Below are 20,163 nucleotides of genomic sequence, written 5' to 3'. Positions count from 1 at the left end.
ATGAGGAGGATATGCTAGGTGGATTTGTTACGAAACAAATGGTTTAAAGCATTAATTTGGGTATTAGTGATTTTTCTTGTCATCTGGGTCGGTACAAAGATCTCATTTTTATTCCAGCCGATAAAAGTCATGCTGGCATTGATCTTTCCACCGCTCATTATTGCGGGTATTTTCTATTACTTCACGCTTGGGATCGTAGATGCGTTGCAAAAACGAGTCAAGAAACGTGGTCTTGCCGTGTTAATCGTTTTACTTGGTTTCATCACGATCCTGACGATCGCCGTCGCTTCAATCGGACCGATCTTAGTTGAGCAGGTGACAGATTTTGCAACAAGCATTCCGACGCTCGTCATCGAATTGCGTGATCAAACGTTAAATTTACGCGATCAGCTGATGGACAATCGTTTTATCTCGACCTGGGTACATGAGAATACAGATTTATTTGATAAGTGGACGAATGAAGCGACATCGTATGTCGGTACCGTCTTCAAGTCCGTCTCGACGTCCGTTGGAACGATTTTCGGTGTCATCTCTTCGACGGTCTTAATCATCGTCTTAGTGCCGTTCATCTTAGTGTATATGTTGCTTGACGGGTATAAATTCCCTGACTCCGTCGTGAAATTGTTACCGCGTAGCTACGAAACGGAAACGCGTAAAATTCTGCACGACATGCACGTGACAGTGAAGCATTACGTCAACGGACAGGTCATCGTCTCAATCTGCGTCGGTGTGATGTCCTTGATCGGTTTTTTCATTGCTGACATTCAATATGCGTTATTACTTGCCTTATTCTGTACGGTGACGAACATCATCCCGTATCTTGGACCTTACATCGGTGCCGTCCCGGCAGTCATTGTCGGATTCATTGATGATCCGATCAAAGCGGTCTATGCGATCATCACGATCGTCGTCGCGCAACAAATCGAATCGAACTTGATTTCTCCTTACGTTCAAGGAAAAACACTCAAGGTCCATCCCTTGACGATCATCATCGTTTTGCTCGTTGCCGGGAAAATCGGTGGCATCATCGGTGTCATCTTGGCAGTTCCGACCTATGCGGTCTCAAAAGTCGTCATTCAGAACATCGCTCGGATTTATCGTTTACGTCAGCAACGTCTCGACGTACCGGACGTGACGGTATCACCTGAATCGTTGAAGTAAAGTGTAACCCTCTGCTCTTTTTAGGAGCAGAGGGTTTGTGATTTTTACGGGAGAGGGATAAGGTAGAAGAAGAGAAAAAATGAAGAAGATTTCACAACTTCGACTCATTTTAGTTTATAAATTGATTGGAATCTTTTTTATAATGGTTATAATGTAGGATAGAGAACGAAAAGATAGATCGGAACGAAATCTTTGGACGTAAGGGGTAGAGCGCATGCATATCGTAGTGGTCGGCTTGAATAACAAAACAGCGCCTGTATCAATACGCGAACAAGTCTCATTTGGGGAGCATGAGATGAAGGGAGCGGTCGTCGCATTGCGCGATGAAAAAAGTATCTTTGAAAGTGTCATCGTCTCGACATGTAACCGGACGGAACTGTACGTCGTGACGGATCAGCCACATACAGGACGGTATTATACAAAACGTTTCCTTGCAAACTGGTTTGGTTTGACGATGGAAGAGCTCGAGCCGTATCTCTTCATCCATGAAGGATTCGATGCGATGAAACATCTGTTCCGCGTGACAAGTGGTCTTGATTCAATGATCGTCGGTGAAACGCAAATCCTTGGTCAGGTCAAGACAAGCTTCTTCATGGCACAGAAGCTTGAAACGACAGGAACGGTCTTTAACAAACTCTTCAAAGAAGCGGTCACGCTCGCCAAACGGGCTCACGCAGAAACTGGAATCGGTGAAAATGCCGTTTCTGTCAGTGCTGCTGCCGTCACGCTTGCCGAACAGTTACTCGGATCGCTTGAAGATAAATCGATTGTCGTCATCGGTGCGGGAGAAACTGGCGAATTGACGACGCTCAACTTATATGAAGCAGGAGCTCGTGACATCACGGTCTTTAACCGGACGCTCGCCAAAGCAGAAGAGGTCGCGAATCGGTTCGAAGGATCAGCGCATTCGATTAATGAAATGCAGTGCGGTTTGCTTCGGGCAGACATCGTCATCTCTTCAACAGGTGCAAAACGTGCCATCATCAAACGGGAAGACATCGCAGCAGCACAGCTGTTCCGTCACGATCGTCCATTCTTGTTGATTGACATCGCAGTACCGCGCGACATCGAACCGACCGTTGGTGACTTGCCAGGCGTTCATTTATATGATGTCGATGATCTGACATCGATCGTCCAGCAAAACATGGCGGAACGGATGAAGGAAGCGGCGAAAATCGAACAACGAATCGAAGCGGCAATCGCTGAGTTCGAAGGGTGGATGACGACACTTGGTGTCGTGCCGATCATCACGGAATTACGAGACCAAGCATTGCGGATTCAACAAGAGACAATGCAAAGCTTGGAACGGAAATTACCGGAGATGTCAAAACGTGAAAAAACCGTCATTGGTAAACACATGAAATCCATCATCAATCAATTGTTGCGTGAACCGCTATCTTACATCAAAGATGCGGCAGCGAAACCGGATGCTGATGAGCGGATTGCGCAGTTCATGGATACGTTCGCATTAAACGAAGACTTGTTTGATGGGCTCGAAGATGAAATCGTGACGTCAGAAGAGACGACACCTTCAGCAAAAGCTGTGAACCGGTGAACAAAGTACGATTTGTGTTACAATAGAAAATGCATGGGGCGGACTTGTGCCGCCCCTTTATCATTGTACAGGGGGATTTTAGCATGCGAAAAATCATTGTTGGATCGCGAAGCTCGAAGCTAGCGATGACACAGACGAAATGGGTCATTGACCAGTTGAAACAAGCCGGCGCGCCGTATGAGTTCGAAATCAAGAACATCATTACAAAAGGAGACCGTATTTTGGATGTGACGCTCTCAAAAGTCGGTGGTAAAGGGTTATTCGTAAAAGAGATCGAACAGCAGATGATTGACGAAGAAATCGATTTTGCTGTTCACAGCATGAAGGATTTACCGTCTGAACTACCGGATGGTCTCATCATCGGTGCCACACCGGCACGTGTCGATGCGCGTGATGCCTTGATCACGAAAACAGGAGAAGGTCTTGCTTCCTTGCCAGAAGGTGCGGTTGTCGGCACGAGCAGCTTACGTCGTGGATCACAATTGCTAAAACTCCGCCCTGATTTAAAAATCGAATCGATTCGCGGGAACATCGATACACGACTTGATAAATTAAAAAATGGTCCGTTTGACGGGATTCTGCTTGCAGCAGCTGGTTTAAAACGGATGGGTTGGTCTGAAGATGTCGTTTCGGAATATCTTTCAACAGAAGACATGATTCCAGCTGTCGGTCAAGGAATCCTCGGTATCGAATGTCGCGAACATGATCAAGAAGTACGTGATCTCCTGCACCTGATCCATGATCAGATGACAGAAAAAGTGGCATACGCAGAACGCGCTTTCCTAGCAGCCATCGAAGGTAGCTGTCACGTTCCGGTCGGTGGATTCGCGACGATTAACGAAGACATGTCAACGACACTTGTCGGATTCATCGGATCCGTCGATGGGGAGCAAATTCTAATCGAGCGCGAATCAGGTCTTGACCCGATGCATCTCGGTCAAGACGTTGCCGAACGTCTGCTTGCTTCGGGCGGTCGTGAGATTCTCGCAACACTTCCGGATGACTTGTAAGCAGGTATTGTTCACGGGAAGTCGACCACCGACGAACGAGCAGATGGCGCGACTGCGTGGCGTCGCAATCGAGTCGGTGCATTATCCGGTCATTGAAACGCGACCTGTTTCGTTTACGTTGCCGAAGGGAATTGATTGGCTCATCGTGACGAGTCCGAATGGCGTCCACCGGGTTGCTGATGCATTGCCTGAATTAGCAGAAACGCGTATCGCGGTCGTTGGACGAAAGACAGCAGATGCACTTGCGAAGTATGATCGAACAGCCGACTTTTGTCCGTCAACCTTTACAGGAGACGCACTCGTCGCAGAACTGGGACCATACTTGTCTGACGGCGATCATATCGTTTTTGCGCGAGGGAACCGATCGCGGCAAGCACCGGTCGATCAGTTACGAAAACTGAATCGATATACGATCGAGGATATCATCACCTATGAAACCGTCACCCGTCGACTACCTGAAGCTCTTATCAGAAATGCCACCTATATTGGACTGCAGAGTCCTTCCGCTGTCGAAGCGATTGCTCCGCTAGACCTGAAGACGACCTTCATCGTCATCGGGACGATCACGGAGCAAGCAGCAAAAGCAGCCGGACTTCAACCGATTCATGTCGCCCGTGAATTCACGGTGGACGGCATGATTGATCGTATCATTGAGGAGGAATCAGCATGAACACATTAGAATACGCACGTCACCGTCGTTTACGTCATACCGCATCACTCCGGTCACTCGTCCGCGAGAACCAGTTGCATAAATCGGATTTGATTTATCCGATTTTCGTTGCTGAAGGCGAAGATATCAAACGCGAAGTCAGCTCGATGCCTGGCGTCTTCAACTTATCACTCGATCATCTGACGGCTGAGATTGAAGAAGTCGTCGCACTCGGAATCGAATCTGTCATCTTATTCGGTGTCCCGCACGACCACTTAAAAGACGAGCAAGGATCAGGTGCGTTTCACGATCACGGGATCGTTCAAGAGGCAACACGTCTCGTCAAAAAAGTTGCTCCGCAGCTAACGGTCATTGCCGACACATGCTTATGTGAATATACGTCGACAGGTCACTGTGGAATCGTCGCGGACGGAACGGTCGATAATGATGCGTCATTACCGCTTCACGTCAAAACAGCCATCTCACAAGCTCAGGCGGGTGCCGATGTCATCGCTCCATCATCAATGATGGACGGATTCGTCGCAGCGATTCGTCAAGGGTTGGACGAGAACGGCTTCAGCCATATTCCGGTCATGAGCTATGGCGTTAAATATGCATCTGCTTATTACGGTCCATTCCGTGACGCGGCAAACTCGGCACCAGGAGAAGGCGACCGGAAAGGCTACCAAATGGACCCAGCAAACCGTCGCGAAGCGTTCCGAGAAGCAACAGCGGACGTCGATCAAGGAGCTGACTTCATGATCGTCAAACCTGCGCTTGCGTTCATGGACATCATTCGTGATGTGCGCGAGCGGATTGATCTACCAATCGTTGCGTATAACGTATCGGGTGAGTATGCGATGGTCAAAGCTGCAGCCCTGAACGGCTGGATCGACGAAGAACGAATCGTCCTTGAGACGATGCTTGGCTTTAAACGAGCAGGAGCTGATTTAATTATCACCTATTTCGCAAAAGACATTTGTCGTTACCTGGAGGGGTCGAAATGAGCTTAATTAACCAGAACTCAAAATCAAAAGAAGCGTTCGAGCGGGCACTCCCGCTCATGCCGGGTGGTGTCAACAGTCCAGTGCGTGCTTATAAATCGGTCGGGATGACACCAATTTTCGCAGATCATGCGAAAGGATCAAAGCTCTATGATATCGACGGAAAAGAGTATATCGATTACGTCCTGTCATGGGGACCGATGATTCTCGGTCATGCCGATCCAATCGTCACATCAGCGATTCAAGAACAAGCGACGCGTGGCTGGAGTTACGGGACACCAACAGAAATCGAATCAGCGATGGCGGAAGTCGTCATCAGTCGTGTACCGTCGGTCGAAGTCGTCCGGATGGTCAATTCGGGTACAGAAGCGACGATGGCTGCCCTTCGTCTCGCACGCGGCTATACAGGTCGGACAAAAATCTTGAAGTTCGAAGGCTGTTACCACGGTCATGGGGACTCACTCTTGATTAAAGCAGGTTCAGGTGTCGCGACACTTGGACTACCGGATTCACCAGGCGTTCCAGCGCAAATTGCGAGCATGACACTGACGGTTCCTTACAACGATTTGGATGCTGTCCGGATCGCGTTTGAAAAACACGGCGACGATATCGCTGGTGTCATCGTCGAACCGGCTGCTGGGAACATGGGCTTCGTGCCACCAGAACCAGGGTTCCTTGAAGGCTTACGGGAAATCACATCAGAAAACGGTGCGTTATTGATTTTTGACGAAGTCATGACCGGTTTCCGTGTCGGATTCCACTGTGCGCAAGGACACTTCGGTGTCACGCCGGATATCACGTGTCTCGGTAAAGTCATCGGCGGCGGAATGCCAGTCGGTGCTTATGGCGGACGGCGTGACATCATGGAACAGATCGCACCACAAGGTCCAATTTATCAAGCAGGTACGTTATCCGGGAACCCACTTGCGATGGCAGCGGGTCTAGCGACACTGACGCAATTGAAACCCGAGCACTATGAAGAGTTCGACCGGAAAGCGACCCGTCTGTCTGAAGGCTACTTGAATGCTGCGGCGAAATATAACATTCCACTGACGACGAACCGTGCGGGTGCGATGTTTGGTGTCTTCTTCACGGATGAACGTGTCACGAACTTCGAAAAAGCGAAAACATCGAACCTTGAGATGTTCCGTTCGTATTATCAAAAGATGGCGGCGCGTGGTGTCTTCTTACCACCATCACAATTCGAAGGTCTCTTCCTCTCGATTGCCCATACGGACGAAGATATCGAACAGACGATTGAAGCCGTCGAATTGACGTTCAAGGAACTCCAAGTTGAGTTCGATCGTTAAGCAGTTCTTGACGATTGCTTGAACTCTCGGCTAAAATGAATAAAGAAGAAAATGGCAACAGCGATGACGGGAAGAGTAATCCTGTATTCGTACCGGCGTAGAGAACACATCCTTGGCTGAAAGATGTGACGGACGAACAGGAGGAAGGTCACCCCACGAGCTGGTATCGTGAGTCTTACGAGCGATATCCGTCCTCCACACGTTACGTGGCTCGAGGGCATCCGATGTTGGATGAACTAAGGTGGTACCGCGGAAAAAAGCAACGGCTTTCTTTCGTCCTTAGCATAGGACGAGAGAAGCCGTTTTTATTATGGACAAAAAGGGAGCGATCAGGATGCAGGAATTATCAATGCCAACGAAATATGATCCGCAGGCAACGGAAGAAAAATGGCACGACTTTTGGTTAAAGGGAGAGTACTTTAAAGCTGATCAAGATCCGGAGAAAGAGCCGTACACGATCGTCATTCCACCACCGAACGTCACAGGTAAATTACACCTTGGTCACGCTTGGGACACAACATTACAAGACATGCTGACGCGGATGAAACGGATGCAAGGGTTCGACGTCCTGTATCTACCGGGAATGGACCATGCTGGTATTGCGACGCAAGCAAAAGTCGAACAAAAACTGCGAGCAGAAGGGAAATCACGTCTTGAAATGGGTCGTGAGAAATTCCTCGAGCAATCTTGGGCATGGAAAGAAGAGTATGCGTCAACGATCCGTGCACAATGGGCAAAACTCGGTCTTGGACTCGATTACTCGCGTGAACGCTTCACGCTCGACGAAGGGTTGTCAGAAGCAGTTCAAGAAGTCTTCGTTAAACTTTACGAAAAAGGCTTGATCTATCGTGGCGAATACATCGTTAACTGGGACCCAGCGACGAAAACAGCGATCTCGGATATCGAAGTCATCTACAAGGATATCGAAGGGGCGTTTTACCACCTCAGCTATCCACTGACGGACGGTTCAGGTCATGTTGAACTAGCGACGACACGTCCTGAGACGATGCTTGGTGATACAGCGATTGCCGTGAACCCGAAGGATGAGCGTTACGCTCACCTCGTCGGAAAAACGATCACGTTACCAATTGTTGGTCGCGAGATTCCGATTGTTGCGGATGAATATGTCGACATGGAGTTCGGTACAGGTGTCGTGAAGATTACACCTGCACACGACCCGAACGACTTCGAAGTCGGTAACCGCCACGAATTACCACGTGTCCTCGTCATGAATGAAGATGGAACGATGAACGAGAATGCAGGTAAATACGAAGGCATGGATCGTTTCGAATGCCGGAAACAAATCGTTGAAGATTTAAAAGCAGAAGGTGTTCTAATCAAAATCGAACCACACTTGCACTCTGTTGGTCACTCGGAACGTTCAGATGCAATCGTCGAGCCGTATCTTTCACTTCAATGGTTCGTCAAAATGGAACCACTCGCGCAAAAAGCACTCGAGGAACAACAAGGACCAGACAAGGTCAACTTCGTTCCACAACGCTTTGAAAACACATACGTACGCTGGATGGAAAATATCCGTGACTGGTGTGTTAGCCGTCAACTATGGTGGGGACATCGCATTCCGGCTTGGTACCATAAAGAAACAGGCGAAGTCTACGTTGGCAAGGAAGCACCAGCAGACCTCGAGAACTGGGAGCAAGACAACGATGTTCTCGATACATGGTTCTCTTCAGCCCTTTGGCCGTTCTCAACGATGGGTTGGCCGAATACGGACGCCGCGGATTATCAGAAATACTTCCCGACATCGACACTGGTTACAGGGTATGACATCATCGCGTTCTGGGTATCACGGATGATCTTCCAATCGTATGAATTCACGGGACAACGTCCATTCCAAGACGTCTTGATCCACGGATTGATTCGTGATTCGGAAGGACGAAAAATGTCGAAATCCCTCGGAAATGGGATTGATCCGATGGATGTCATCGAGAAATACGGTGCTGATTCACTGCGTTGGTTCTTAACGACTGGATCGACACCAGGCAACGACCTCCGCTTCTACTGGGAAAAGATCGAAGCAACGTGGAACTTCTCAAACAAACTATGGAACGCAAGCCGTTTTGCCTTGATGAACATGGACGATCTAACGTTTGATCAGATTGATTTGACAGGCGAAAAATCACTCGCAGATAAATGGATCCTGACACGTTTACAGACAACGATTGATGACGTGACACGTCTATCGGATAAATATGAGTTTGGTGAAGCAGGACGTATTCTCTATCACTTCATCTGGGAAGACTTCTGTAACTGGTATATCGAGATGGCGAAGTTGCCGCTCAACGGAGAAGACGAAGCAGCAAAACAAACGACGCGTTCGGTTCTTGCCTATACACTCGACCGGATCATGCGCTTGATGCATCCGTTCATGCCGTTCATCACGGAAGAAATCTGGCAACACTTACCGCATGAAGGTGAGACGATCACACGTGCCGCATGGCCGACACGCGAGGCGTCACTCGACTTCCCGGAAGCTGTTCCAGCATTTGAAGCGGTTCAGAACGTCATCCGTTCGGTTCGTAACATCCGCGCGGAAGTGAACGCACCGATGTCGAAACAGATCCAACTGTTCATCTCGACGAATGACGCACGTGTTCAAGACGACTTGTCGTCAAACAGCTCGTACTTGCAAAAGTTCACGAACGCGTCTGAACTCCGGATTGAAGAGCAAATGCCAGCGCCAGAAAAAGCGATGAGTGCGATCGTAACGGGAGCAGAATTGTTCATCCCGCTCGCAGACTTGATCAACATCGAGGAAGAAATCGCGCGCTTGAATAAAGAACTCGTCAAGTATACGAAAGAAGTCGAACGGGTCGAGAAAAAACTCAACAACCCTGGCTTCGTCGGCAAAGCACCAGCACATGTCATTGATGAAGAAAAAGCGAAAGCACTTGATTATACGGAAAAACGTCAAGCTGTCGAAGCACGCATCAACGAACTCTCACACTAATTACAGCAGTGGCTCAAGTCTCCTTGAGCCACTTTTTTTAAAGGAGCGAACAGCATGAGGACGCGAGAAGATGTATTGGATTGGTTATCGAGCTTACTAGCATTCGGCGTCAAACCAGGTCTTGAACGGATGCAGGCGATGTTACTGGAATTACAGATTGACCCGGACGCGATTCCGACGATTCATGTCGCCGGAACGAACGGAAAAGGATCGACGGTCGCGTTCTTGCGTGAGATGGGGATTGCGGAAGGATTGCAAATCGGGACATTTACGTCACCGTACATCATTCAGTTTGAGGAACGAATCATGTTGAATGGGGTACCGATCGCAGAAGACGATCTCGTTACAGCTGCCATCGCGGTTCAAGATGCCATCAGGCACATCGATCCGGCACTCGGTACAGTCACTGAGTTCGAAGCATTAACAGGACTTGCTTTCTATTATTTTGATCAGCTCCGTCCGGATTTCGTCATCTATGAGGTCGGTCTCGGTGGACTGTATGACTCAACGAACGTCTTCAAAAAGCCGGTCGCAGCAATCATCACATCAATCGGTCATGATCATCAAGCGATTCTCGGAGATACGCTCCAAGAGATCGCCTTACAGAAGTTCGGCATCATCAAACAAGGGACACCGGTCATCGCCGGAAAACTGCAAGAAGAACTGACTGTACCGTTAATGGCATATTGCGGCGACCGGAATGCGACCTTGAAATGGAGCCAGGAAGCAATCATCCGTTACCGCTTAAAGGAAACCGGGACCTGGGCGACGTACGACGGAATTCCAGAGACCCGCTTAGGTCTCGAAGGCCATCACCAAGTTCATAATGCGGCGAACGCTGTTATTTGTGCGCGGCGTCTCGGATGGTCGAAAGCGGCGATCCGAAAAGGGCTACGAGAAGCAAAACATCCAGGTCGGTTTGAAATCATCTCGCGCAAACCACGAATCATTCTCGATGGTGCGCATAATCCAGAAGGCATCACGGCACTTGTTGAACGGTTAAAGGAAGAATCAAAACCCGTGACGTTGCTCTGTTCGATTTTGCGTGACAAAGACCGGTCGGCGATGCTTGCGCAGTTAAGCAACGTTACACCAGATATTTACGAGACGACATTCGATTTCCCGCGAGCAAGGACACTCGATGAGTTAAAACAAGACGGGGCTAATGTAACGACGGTTGAAAAGTTCTTCGATCGATTAGAGATGGACCGGACATATGTCGTGACAGGATCACTCTATTTCATCAGTGAAGTACGAAGATACTGGGAATTAATTAAAAAATAGGTAAAAAGTCGTAAAAGGGCGTACAATGAAAGTAATAGTGTCATTATAAAATTCATGTACAAGGAGCGCCCTTGATGAAAACTTATAAACTGCTGGCTTCACTAGTATTCATCGTCTTTCTACTCGGGATTGGTCTTGGTTACACGAGTGCGAAGAATAGTTGTTTTGATAATGGAACACCAATCGCTTCCCGTGATTTAAACGTTCAAAAAGCATTTGTGAAAAACCCAATACCAAACAGCGACGACGATTTAGTTGCCATGGACTATTCGATTGAGTTAAATCGGATTGGTCAAAAATACATCACTGGTAATTGTGGGAACTCGAAGTCTGGGACGTTCGCAATCGGGGAACTCAACTTCGAAGAATTGTTGCCGGATGGATTTACGTTTGAAGGTGTTGTCATGGAAGGTTTAAGCACGAAACTGTTAGCTTCACCTGATTTAAAACAAGATGGTAAGACGGTCTTCTTTGAAAAAATAAACAACACAACAACACAACAAAAAGTAATGTTGCATTTTCCGCATGTCGTAGAGTTTGAACCGGTCCGTGCCGGAAAAAGTGGAAATGGAGCGATTAAATCATGGGACCCCTATATTGTTCGCTATGATGAAAATGGGAATTCGATTAGTAAAACGGCAGGAAATAGACTGACATGGCGTTTCATTTTACGGACAGCACCAAAAGCGGGGACAGTTACGTTTGACGAGACACAAGCTCTGTTTAAATCGACAGCATCTGTAACTCGTTCGACAACACGACCTAATGGGAATGCGTGGGGCTATTGTAAATTTCCTGATCACAAAAAATGTTCATCGGATAGCTCATTGATTGAGTATGAGACACCGTTTGAGACTGCAACACTTCAGCTCTACAATCGACCGACATTGACTAGTTCTCGATCCGATTTGTATGTCAATGAAACAGCTGCTTATACTTTTAAATGGAGTGAAGCATTTGCCAATACGAAGTCGACTTTTACAACGGATACAAGCTATTTAACGTTTAGTACACCAACTAATACAGCACCACAAATCACGACGAATCTTTCCGGTGTTCGACCGAAAGAAACGTCTCCAATCAACGTGACGACTGTCTTCTCGGATTTCAAGAAAATCAATGGAACATCGATCTCCTTGAATCATTCTGTACCGATTACTGTGAAATTGCCGAAAATCGTCTTAGCTGGAGCCTTTGCGGATGCCTTGAAAAAGGAAATCAGAGTGAATCAACCAGATACTCTTGCATTTCGCCTTGTAACGCAAGAGAATCAATCGTTTACACCGACTAAACCATTTACGTACACGGTAACATCTTCTCTTCCTACGGCTCTTCCTGTTACCTCACCGACGAATTTATTGACGGTACCCTTGAATGCGAAAACAAGTGCCAATGAAGTCATGGTGACGATCGGGTTGAAAGATTTTCCTGGTAGTACTATCGAGAAAAAATTGAAGATCGTTGAAGATGGATTGACACTGAGCGCAAATGAGTTGAAAGTTCAAGTCGGCTCGAATGCAACACCTTTGTACGGATTCCGTGATCAAGCAGGAAGTACCGCCACTCCGACATGGTTTTCTGGTTATCGATTAACGATTGAATCGGGCGATACGGATGCGATTGAAATCGTACCATCGAATACCGCTAATCAACCGATGATTAAAGGAAAATCACGTGGGAAAGTGTATGTTCGGTTGACAGCTCTTGAAACGGTCAAAGTTGACACGGATAATAATTCGGAAACATCTCCAGTGGATCAGTTACAACCGAAACAAGTGAACGGTAGTGAATTGTCCGTGCGTTTCAAAGTACTTGTATTTGAAGATCCGACGCAAATCAATACAAGCGATTTATATTAAAACGAAAACACACAGTCGCAGCTGTGTGTTTTTTTATTAGTCTTCTTTTCGTTGAGGTGGTTCGACGTACAGATGAATACGATCGGTTACAGGAAGTGAAGCCAGTTGATTTTTAATGATATTGGCATCGTAATTCAATTGAAGACGTGATTGCTGACGATCACTCGAACTACGCATCCGGGAAACGAACTCTGTTAAATTTGTTGGACTAGTCGTCGTCGTAAAACTACCACGGAATGTGTTAATCGTTAAGTTACCTTTTGTGAACAATCCACCGGAAATCGATAAGTTGGATCCGACGGTGTAAATGCGATTATTCGTCATCGCATCACTGTATAGAAAAGCCTCTATCTCATTAGTGGTTTGTGAGAATTTATCAAATCGATTAATCAATAACTCGCCTTTACTGAGCAGAACCATCGAGTTGTTTTCAATCGATGAGATGTTCGCGTCGTCAATCGTCGTTTTCCCAAGAACAAAAATTGTCGTATTAAACGCCACGTTTCCACTGATTTTTAAATCACCGATGACGATCAAAGGACGAGAAATCTTCAATGGATTCGTTAACGAACGCACACTTTGAATCGATAGATTACCATTTAGAATAAGTGGACTTTCTGAGAAACCGATATCTTGATCGAGTAAAATTGCTGATAAAGGCGTTGTATAACTAGCGTTGGTGACGAGCAAATTATCGTTTGGATTGTCGATGGTCAGACTCTCGTCAAAGACGGTACTTGTCGCAGTAATCGGAAGAACTTTAATCCCATTCGTTTGTGGCAATGCAGTTCGTAGTTTTTCTACATCGATTTGTTTATCGGCTGTAGCGATATTTGATTCCTGAATCGGTAAGTTATGTCGATGTAAATACTCGATAAACGAGTATAGATAGTTGAGTGACGAGAACTCGTACGGTGTTGAGACGACGCGTGTCAATTCAGAAGCATCAAGCCATGAGGAGATGGGTTCCGAAGCGTCTTGCCAAGAAGAGACGGATTCGCTACAGAACTTATTCGCCGTATTACAAATCTCAAACGGTTTTAAAGTAGGGTTTGGCGTTGGCGGACTGACATTGATAACGCCTTCGATGATTGGTTTTGCTGTCCAGTTGCCAGCGATAGATGGCGAATAAGCAGTTCCTTTGTAAGAGAAAAGTGGGATTTGTGATAAGCGAATCGGTTTAGTCGAAAAGACATTTCCTTTGATGCTCGGGGCACCGTTGAGTGTCAGCTGATTTTCCGAGCCGAGTACATGATACAAAAAGCTTGGAAGTGTCGAGAGCGAGACACGTTGCGTATACGTTCGTTTCAGTTCCGGTTGATCTGAAATATGAGAAGAGACGATGGCTGTGATTTCGACGATTTTGACGTTGTCGAGATCTTTTACTGATGCATTTGCTGAAGTCACGAGTTTGTATTGATACGTTCCGATCGACTGTGTCCCTTTTTTTAAGAGACTGTCGTATGTAACAGGTGTTGTCGTGTTCGGTGAATACATCAATTGTTCGAGTTGTTGTTTAAAGTCAGCTGAAACAGGACGTGTCGTCGGAAAGGTATTGTATAGTTTCGCAACCCCTTCGTTTAGTAACGAACGGGCTTCATAAGAGATGGAGACTTCTGTTTTTCGAATTTCTGTTGAACGTTTCGTCTGCAGATTGATACCAATGACGACAAGGGCAAGTGTTGAGACGACTGCTAGTGTAACGAGGACAAAAATCAAAGTATAGCCTTCTTGTTTTTTCATAGTTAATATTTCACCTCTAGAAGCCGATACCACTCTGAAGGGAAAGTAATTTCTCTTCTTGCGTGGATTGAATTTTTAAAGAAATTTCTAATATTCCGTGTTGGTAATAGGTGACACCATTGATTGTCATCGGAGTCGCTTTTTTTATTCGAAACTGAGAAGCGTTATCCGTATTCGATAACAGTAACTCGTCTTCCCGATCAGTCAATGCCAGCGCCCCTTCACCAAACCGAAGAACTTTAATGGGCTTCGGATTCATGATCATGTTCTGATCATTGATTCGAACAAGCAAGCCAGAGTCGGGATCGACGTTTAACGGAGTTGCATCATAAAGCGATAACGTCTGACCGTCTTCGCTCAATCGTACGAAATCGTAACCACTCGTTGTAATATCAGATAAGACGGAACTAATCATGATATCCGCCTCCGTTCGAACGTCACTGATGGCATCCGTTTCCTTAAAACTTTTTGCACCAAGTAGAAAAACGGTTAAAACGACCGCACTCAGTATCGATGCAATGACGATACTGACTAAAATCTCAATCAGTGATAATCCTTCATCGCGCCGATAAATCAAACGGAAATTCTTGATTAAGCTGTTCATTACTTAAGACTCCTTTTAAGGAAAATAGAATATCATTCGACTGATCCTTTTTGATCGTTAAGGTAGTATTCAACAAACGAGGATCGTTACTTGTAGTTGAATTAACTTGTAGGTTGATTCGGTATTGTGTTCCGTTGACGACAGGTGCGAATACCTGATTACAAATCGCTACGTTAGTATCAGACGTTGGGCAGATATCAAACGTACTTTTTCCGACTTGAGTCTTTAAGTAATTGAAGGATAAAGGAGATGTTTTGACAAGTGTTTCTCGTTGTAAGTAAGAAGCCGCGTAGGAAGTCAGATTAGCCGCTGTCGTCTCGTCCATACTAGAGTGACTCGAACGTAAAGATTGAGAAAAAATACTGATTAAGGCAATCGACACGATTGATAAGATGACGACGCTGACAAGTACTTCGATTAAAGAAAAACCATTTTCCTTCTGGATCATGAAAAGAACTCCTTTTGAAGAATAGATATAATGCCTCATATTTTTAAAATGCAAAAGAAAACAGTATATGTAAGGAAAAGGCTACGCTTTCACTTATCCATTCATTATAATGGAAATACTAGATACCTGAAATGATTAATTGATACAGAAAGGAAACAGATGATGATCAATTTTAAGCGTTTTGCTGTACATACTCTTTTACTCGTTTTACTCGTCGCCCTCATCTATGTACCTTCGTTTGCCTTGATTTCATTTACGGGCAAAGCGACAGAAACTACGACATTCTCTGAAACGGCACGAATCGGATCTGTACCCGTTAGTGGTATGGAACGGAACGAAGCGAAGTCAACTGTTGAAAAAGCAGTGACAGAATGGACGAAGAAGACACCACTGACGACCGGAACCGGGGAAGAAACGACTCCAATTCCAACGAATGTCGTAGCAATTGATGTTGCGGCGGCGGTCAAAAAAGCATCTTTGAAAAAAGGTGGCGATTTGGTCGTTCGAATTGATGAAGTAAATTTAGAGAGTTACTTAGCATCACAACCGATCAGTTACACACCTGAACAAAAGCAAGTATTTGAAAAATGGTTAATCAATACGAGCAAGACATTAACAGAAGGAAACTACGATCCTGCTAAAACAGAATCAGCGGCTGATCCTTCTGAGACGGTCGTCTCAAGTGTCGCCTTTACGACACGGTCTGGTGCAGAAGAACAAATGGTTACTGCAATGGCAAACGTTGAAATTAAAGCAGGACAACTGATGAACGTTAAAACATACGGCATGGACGCTGTCGCTGGATCCTACGTCGGTAGTAAATTGTATGAATTGTTTGCAAAAACACCGTTTGAGATTGTGGAACGGATGCCGCATTCCACGTTACCGGACGGAATCACACTCGGTTATGATGTGCGGATTGATGAAAAAACAGACTTTGCTGTCCGTAATACCCAAGCCATTTCGTATCGTCTGGTCGCAGTTCAAAATGGCAGTGACGTTACGTTGGAACTTAGGGGAACACCATTTAAAGAAACGGTCACTACAGTCTTAGAAGGCGAAAAAACGATTCCATATCGGACAATCACACGTTATTCGGCGACTTTGACAGCCGGATCAACAAGTGACACACAAGCTGGGGAAGATGGGAAATCCATCGAGGTCTATCGCGTTGTAAAATCAGTGAAAGGTGAGAAGAAGCAGCTGTTAGCGCTCGACTTTTACGCAGCGATCCCTGCGATCGTCACGAAAAGTAACCAAGCTGAACCTGTACCGGTAACGCCACCCGTCGATGAAACGACAGACGATAACGGAACGGATACGACAGAGCCAGCGACTGATACACCATCTACAGATACGCCAGCAACTGACACGACAGAACCAGATACGAATGTAGATACACCTGAATCACCATCGACACCGGATATTCCGACATCACCAACATCTCCAAGTAGTGATGAGACAGGTGATCCCGCATCACCGGTCGATGACGAAACGACAGGTGAACCTGTCGGCTAAGAAAGGGGAAACAGCGATGAACTGGACGACGATCGCGATTGAATTAGGAATCATCATCGGACTAGCTACAATTGTATGTGGTTTGATGTTCGCCGTCACGATTCCATATGTGACTTCGATGGCAGCTAAGGCGATTTTATCGATGGCAACGATTGTCATCGTGACCTTGATTTATTTCAGCATTCAGCTCGACTGGATGACGAACCCACTTGTACCGGTCGGAATTTTCATGTTAGGTGTCATCACGGCTGCTGTGACAAGTGTGATTGATGAAAAGAAACAACGACCGAATGTGTTAGAAGCAGAAGAAACATGGCACGCGGAAGGATGACGATTTAAATGGCAATGAAGCGAAAGCGTTTGGGTGAGATGTTGATTGAAGAGAGTGTCGTGACAGAAGCGCAAGTGAATGAGGCGTTGACCGTCAAACGATCGACTGAAAAATTGGGAGATGCCCTGTTACGATTAGGTCATTTGACGGAACAACAGCTATTGGAAGCTTTGCATCATCAACTTAATATCCCAATCATTCAGTTGTATAACTACCCGGTAGATGTCGCTGTCACGAAATTGATTTCGAAAGACTTAGCTCAACGCCACAATCTTGTTCCGATTTATCGGGAAGGAAATCGACTATTCATTGCAATGGCTGATCCCTTAGACTTGATTGCCATTGATGATTTACGGATGCAGACTGGTCTTTTGATTGACGTCGGAATTGCCACACGTGAAGAAGTCAGACGAACGATTCTAAAATATTACGATATTGATTCCTCGTTACGGGAATTGCTCGAATCAGACGATGTCATGACGAATGAACAGATTGCCGACGTCGTGAATCGAGAAGAGGCACCTGTCATTCGTCTCGTCAATCAAATTCTTGAAAATGCGATTGCACAACGTGCGTCAGATATTCACATGGATCCGCAAGAATCGTCGATGACGATTCGAATTCGGATCGATGGTGAACTTCGGACGGAAAACAACTATCCAAAACAAGTACAAAACATCTTGACGACACGAATCAAAGTCATGAGTGAACTTGATATTACAGAATCCCGTCTACCACAAGATGGACGAATCAAGTACGTCTTCAATGGTTTGCCGTATGACTTCCGGGTTTCAACCTTACCGACCGTTTACGGCGAAAAGGTCGTCATTCGGATTCTCGACAGCTCGAACTCGAATATCTCAATCTCAAAAATCGGTTTTAGTTCGCGTAACGAATCACAATTTCGAGATATGCTGAAGAGACCGAATGGAATCATTTTAATCACTGGTCCGACCGGGTCCGGTAAATCGTCGACGTTGTATGCAGCGTTGAATGAGTTGAATGACGAGTCACGCAATATCATTACCGTCGAAGACCCAGTTGAATACCAAGTTGACGGCATCAATCAGGTGCAAGTTAATGCAAAAATTGGTCTGACATTCGCGAGCGGTCTCCGCTCCATTTTGCGTCAGGATCCGAACGTCGTCATGGTCGGAGAAATCCGGGATATCGAGACAGCTGAGATTTCAATTCGTGCCTCGCTGACAGGTCACCTTGTCCTTTCGACCTTGCACACGAACTCTGCCGTCAGTTCTATCACCCGGTTGATTGATATGGGTGTCGAACCGTTCCTAGTTGCTGCATCCGTCAGTGGATTGATCGCGCAACGGCTCGTTCGTCGAGTGTGTCGCGATTGTGGAGAAGTACATCCAATTTCGACGCGAGAACAGGAATTATTTGATCAAGAGGAAATTGAGGCGACGACGGTCATGCGGGGACGTGGTTGTCCGTCGTGTAACATGACCGGATACCGTGGACGCGTCGCGATTCAGGAAGTGATCATGATTGATGAAGTTTTGCGCCGGATGATCATGAATCAATCAACAGAGGGCGAAATTACTGCGCATGTCAAATCACAAGGGCAACGCTTCTTGCTTGCAGATGGATTATCAAAAGTTGCTCAAGGTATCACGACGACAGAAGAAATATTACGGACGGTGATTTCTGAATGAACAGTACGATTGAACGTGCCCAAATTGAGGACATACTACGTTCCTCTAAAGAACAAGATGCATCAGATGTCCACATCACGGCGGGATCACCACCCGTTTTTCGAATTAATGGAACGTTAGCGCCGTTTGGTACGGAGAAAATGAAGCCAATCATCATTGATGGATTCGTTCGATCCCTGATTACGGACGAAATGTATCAACAATTAAAACAAGATCGGGACATCGATTTTTCGTTTGGAGTACCGGGCGTTGCTCGATATCGGGTCAATTGTTTTTATCAACGGGGCGCATTATCGATAGCATTTCGAACAATCCCGACAGAAGTACCAACACTTGAGCAATTAGCATTACCTCCTGTCCTAAAGCGTTTTTTGACGAAACCGCACGGCTTGATTCTTGTGACAGGTCCGACCGGTTCCGGAAAATCGACGACGCTTGCAGCGATGATCAATGAAATCAATCAGACAATGTATAAACGCATCATCACGCTCGAAGATCCAATCGAATACTTACATAGTCATCATAAAAGTCTGATTGATCAGCGGGAAATTGGAATCGATGCGCCACGCTTTGCTACGGGATTACGGTCGGCGCTCCGTCAGGATCCGGATGTTATCTTGCTCGGTGAGATGCGGGATCTTGAGACGATCGCAACTGCCGTTACGGCTGCTGAAACCGGTCACCTTGTCTTTGCGACGGTCCATACGTCAACCGCTGCTTCGACGGTCAGTCGGATCATCGATGTCTTTCCGTCAGAACAACAAGATCAGATTCGAGCTCAGCTGGCGAACGTCCTCGCTGGCGTCATCTCACAACGCTTGATGCCCCGCTCAGACGGAACAGGACGTGTCGCGGCACTCGAGATTATGGTCGATACACCAGCCGTCTCGAACTTGATTCGGACCGGTAAGGAATATCAGATTCAATCTGTCTTACAGACAGGTAAACAATATGGCATGCAGACGATGCAAATGGCGTTGCAGGACCTCGTCAGCCGAGGGTTGATTCCGGCATCTGCTGCAACACCGTACATATCGGGGTGA

Annotated in this window: 16 protein-coding genes and 1 other annotated feature; of the genes, 13 read left to right on the top strand and 3 right to left on the bottom strand. The window is 46.4% G+C overall.

The features are described 5' to 3' along the window. Positions 1-18 precede the first annotated feature (18 nt). The 9 genes from VJ374_RS11585 (at position 19) to VJ374_RS11545 (ending at position 12,803) form a co-directional block, all read left to right on the top strand. The gene (locus tag VJ374_RS11585) at positions 19-1,161 is read left to right on the top strand and encodes an AI-2E family transporter (RefSeq protein WP_052018986.1); all 1,143 of its coding nucleotides are present in this window, start codon (positions 19-21) and stop codon (positions 1,159-1,161) included. Between the two features lie 214 nt (positions 1,162-1,375). Next, the gene (gene hemA / locus VJ374_RS11580; RefSeq protein ID WP_035406423.1) at positions 1,376-2,716 is read left to right on the top strand and encodes a glutamyl-tRNA reductase; all 1,341 of its coding nucleotides are present in this window, start codon (positions 1,376-1,378) and stop codon (positions 2,714-2,716) included. 83 nt (positions 2,717-2,799) lie between these two features. After that, positions 2,800-3,726 carry a hydroxymethylbilane synthase gene (gene hemC, locus VJ374_RS11575; protein ID WP_056062591.1) on the top strand — a complete coding sequence of 309 codons (927 nt, stop codon included), beginning with the start codon at positions 2,800-2,802 and terminating at the stop codon, positions 3,724-3,726. Next, positions 3,692-4,396: a uroporphyrinogen-III synthase gene (locus VJ374_RS11570; protein WP_329468835.1), complete on the top strand. Its 705-nt coding sequence runs from the start codon at positions 3,692-3,694 to the stop codon at positions 4,394-4,396. Before hemC ends, VJ374_RS11570 begins: the two co-directional genes overlap by 35 nt. Continuing rightward, positions 4,393-5,382 carry a porphobilinogen synthase gene (hemB, locus tag VJ374_RS11565; RefSeq protein WP_035406433.1) on the top strand — a complete coding sequence of 330 codons (990 nt, stop codon included), beginning with the start codon at positions 4,393-4,395 and terminating at the stop codon, positions 5,380-5,382. Before VJ374_RS11570 ends, hemB begins: the two co-directional genes overlap by 4 nt. Next, on the top strand, positions 5,379-6,689 hold the full coding sequence (gene hemL, locus VJ374_RS11560) for a glutamate-1-semialdehyde 2,1-aminomutase (RefSeq protein ID WP_329468834.1): 1,311 nt from the start codon (positions 5,379-5,381) through the stop codon (positions 6,687-6,689). Before hemB ends, hemL begins: the two co-directional genes overlap by 4 nt. A 54-nt stretch (positions 6,690-6,743) precedes the next feature. Further along, positions 6,744-6,973: a binding site (T-box leader), on the top strand. Between the two features lie 50 nt (positions 6,974-7,023). Beyond that, complete coding sequence (locus tag VJ374_RS11555) at positions 7,024-9,660, top strand: valine--tRNA ligase (RefSeq protein WP_396210583.1); 2,637 nt, start codon at positions 7,024-7,026, stop codon at positions 9,658-9,660. Positions 9,661-9,714: 54 nt separating this feature from the next. Next, a complete protein-coding gene (locus VJ374_RS11550) occupies positions 9,715-10,944 on the top strand; it encodes a bifunctional folylpolyglutamate synthase/dihydrofolate synthase (RefSeq protein ID WP_329468833.1) in 1,230 nt (409 codons plus the stop codon). A 74-nt stretch (positions 10,945-11,018) separates the two neighbouring features. After that, positions 11,019-12,803 carry a hypothetical protein gene (locus tag VJ374_RS11545; RefSeq protein WP_329468832.1) on the top strand — a complete coding sequence of 595 codons (1,785 nt, stop codon included), beginning with the start codon at positions 11,019-11,021 and terminating at the stop codon, positions 12,801-12,803. A 36-nt stretch (positions 12,804-12,839) separates the two neighbouring features. Here VJ374_RS11545 and VJ374_RS11540 read toward each other — a convergent pair whose 3' ends face one another. Genes VJ374_RS11540 through VJ374_RS11530 form a run of 3 tightly spaced genes read right to left on the bottom strand, consistent with a single transcriptional unit; the run spans position 12,840 to position 15,598 of the window. After that, entirely contained in the window at positions 12,840-14,546 is a 1,707-nt protein-coding gene (locus tag VJ374_RS11540; protein WP_329468831.1) for a type II secretion system protein, read from the bottom strand. Between the two features lie 16 nt (positions 14,547-14,562). Then, positions 14,563-15,150, bottom strand: a complete 588-nt coding sequence (locus VJ374_RS11535) for a PilW family protein (protein WP_329468830.1) — start codon at positions 15,148-15,150, stop codon at positions 14,563-14,565. Further along, on the bottom strand, positions 15,104-15,598 hold the full coding sequence (locus VJ374_RS11530) for a type IV pilus modification PilV family protein (protein WP_311246621.1): 495 nt from the start codon (positions 15,596-15,598) through the stop codon (positions 15,104-15,106). Before VJ374_RS11530 ends, VJ374_RS11535 begins: the two co-directional genes overlap by 47 nt. Positions 15,599-15,757: 159 nt before the next feature. Here VJ374_RS11530 and VJ374_RS11525 point away from each other — a divergent pair, with 159 nt between their 5' ends. The 4 genes from VJ374_RS11525 to VJ374_RS11510 are packed head-to-tail and all read left to right on the top strand — an operon-like array spanning position 15,758 to position 20,163. After that, positions 15,758-17,116 (top strand): VanW family protein, encoded by a 1,359-nt coding sequence (locus tag VJ374_RS11525; RefSeq protein ID WP_329468829.1) that lies wholly within the window; start codon positions 15,758-15,760, stop codon positions 17,114-17,116. Next, positions 17,085-17,447 carry a hypothetical protein gene (locus VJ374_RS11520; RefSeq protein WP_329468828.1) on the top strand — a complete coding sequence of 121 codons (363 nt, stop codon included), beginning with the start codon at positions 17,085-17,087 and terminating at the stop codon, positions 17,445-17,447. The genes VJ374_RS11525 and VJ374_RS11520 overlap by 32 nt, the downstream gene beginning before the upstream one ends. Before the next feature lie 8 nt (positions 17,448-17,455). Beyond that, positions 17,456-19,120 (top strand): GspE/PulE family protein, encoded by a 1,665-nt coding sequence (locus tag VJ374_RS11515; RefSeq protein ID WP_329468827.1) that lies wholly within the window; start codon positions 17,456-17,458, stop codon positions 19,118-19,120. Further along, on the top strand, positions 19,117-20,163 hold the full coding sequence (locus tag VJ374_RS11510; RefSeq protein ID WP_329468826.1) for a type IV pilus twitching motility protein PilT: 1,047 nt from the start codon (positions 19,117-19,119) through the stop codon (positions 20,161-20,163). Before VJ374_RS11515 ends, VJ374_RS11510 begins: the two co-directional genes overlap by 4 nt.

This window comes from Exiguobacterium sp. 9-2 (assembly GCF_036287235.1).
Lineage (GTDB): Bacteria > Bacillota > Bacilli > Exiguobacteriales > Exiguobacteriaceae > Exiguobacterium_A.
The sequence above is the reverse complement of the archived record's forward strand: the minus strand, read 5'-3'. Positions and strand labels throughout refer to the sequence as shown.

Excerpts from the sequence above, each read along its gene's own strand:
- VJ374_RS11545 (WP_329468832.1), top strand. The coding sequence starts at position 11,019 with ATGAAAACTTATAAACTGCTGGCTTCACTAGTATTCATCGTCTTTCTA.
- hemB (WP_035406433.1), top strand. The coding sequence starts at position 4,393 with ATGAACACATTAGAATACGCACGTCACCGTCGTTTACGTCATACCGCA.
- VJ374_RS11515 (WP_329468827.1), top strand. The coding sequence starts at position 17,456 with ATGGCAATGAAGCGAAAGCGTTTGGGTGAGATGTTGATTGAAGAGAGT.
- VJ374_RS11510 (WP_329468826.1), top strand. The coding sequence starts at position 19,117 with ATGAACAGTACGATTGAACGTGCCCAAATTGAGGACATACTACGTTCC.
- VJ374_RS11520 (WP_329468828.1), top strand. The coding sequence starts at position 17,085 with ATGACGAAACGACAGGTGAACCTGTCGGCTAAGAAAGGGGAAACAGCG.
- VJ374_RS11530 (WP_311246621.1), bottom strand. The coding sequence starts at position 15,598 with ATGATCCAGAAGGAAAATGGTTTTTCTTTAATCGAAGTACTTGTCAGC.
- hemA (WP_035406423.1), top strand. The coding sequence starts at position 1,376 with ATGCATATCGTAGTGGTCGGCTTGAATAACAAAACAGCGCCTGTATCA.
- VJ374_RS11540 (WP_329468831.1), bottom strand. The coding sequence starts at position 14,546 with ATGAAAAAACAAGAAGGCTATACTTTGATTTTTGTCCTCGTTACACTA.
- hemC (WP_056062591.1), top strand. The coding sequence starts at position 2,800 with ATGCGAAAAATCATTGTTGGATCGCGAAGCTCGAAGCTAGCGATGACA.
- VJ374_RS11550 (WP_329468833.1), top strand. The coding sequence starts at position 9,715 with ATGAGGACGCGAGAAGATGTATTGGATTGGTTATCGAGCTTACTAGCA.
- VJ374_RS11525 (WP_329468829.1), top strand. The coding sequence starts at position 15,758 with ATGATGATCAATTTTAAGCGTTTTGCTGTACATACTCTTTTACTCGTT.
- hemL (WP_329468834.1), top strand. The coding sequence starts at position 5,379 with ATGAGCTTAATTAACCAGAACTCAAAATCAAAAGAAGCGTTCGAGCGG.
- VJ374_RS11535 (WP_329468830.1), bottom strand. The coding sequence starts at position 15,150 with ATGAACAGCTTAATCAAGAATTTCCGTTTGATTTATCGGCGCGATGAA.
- VJ374_RS11555 (WP_396210583.1), top strand. The coding sequence starts at position 7,024 with ATGCAGGAATTATCAATGCCAACGAAATATGATCCGCAGGCAACGGAA.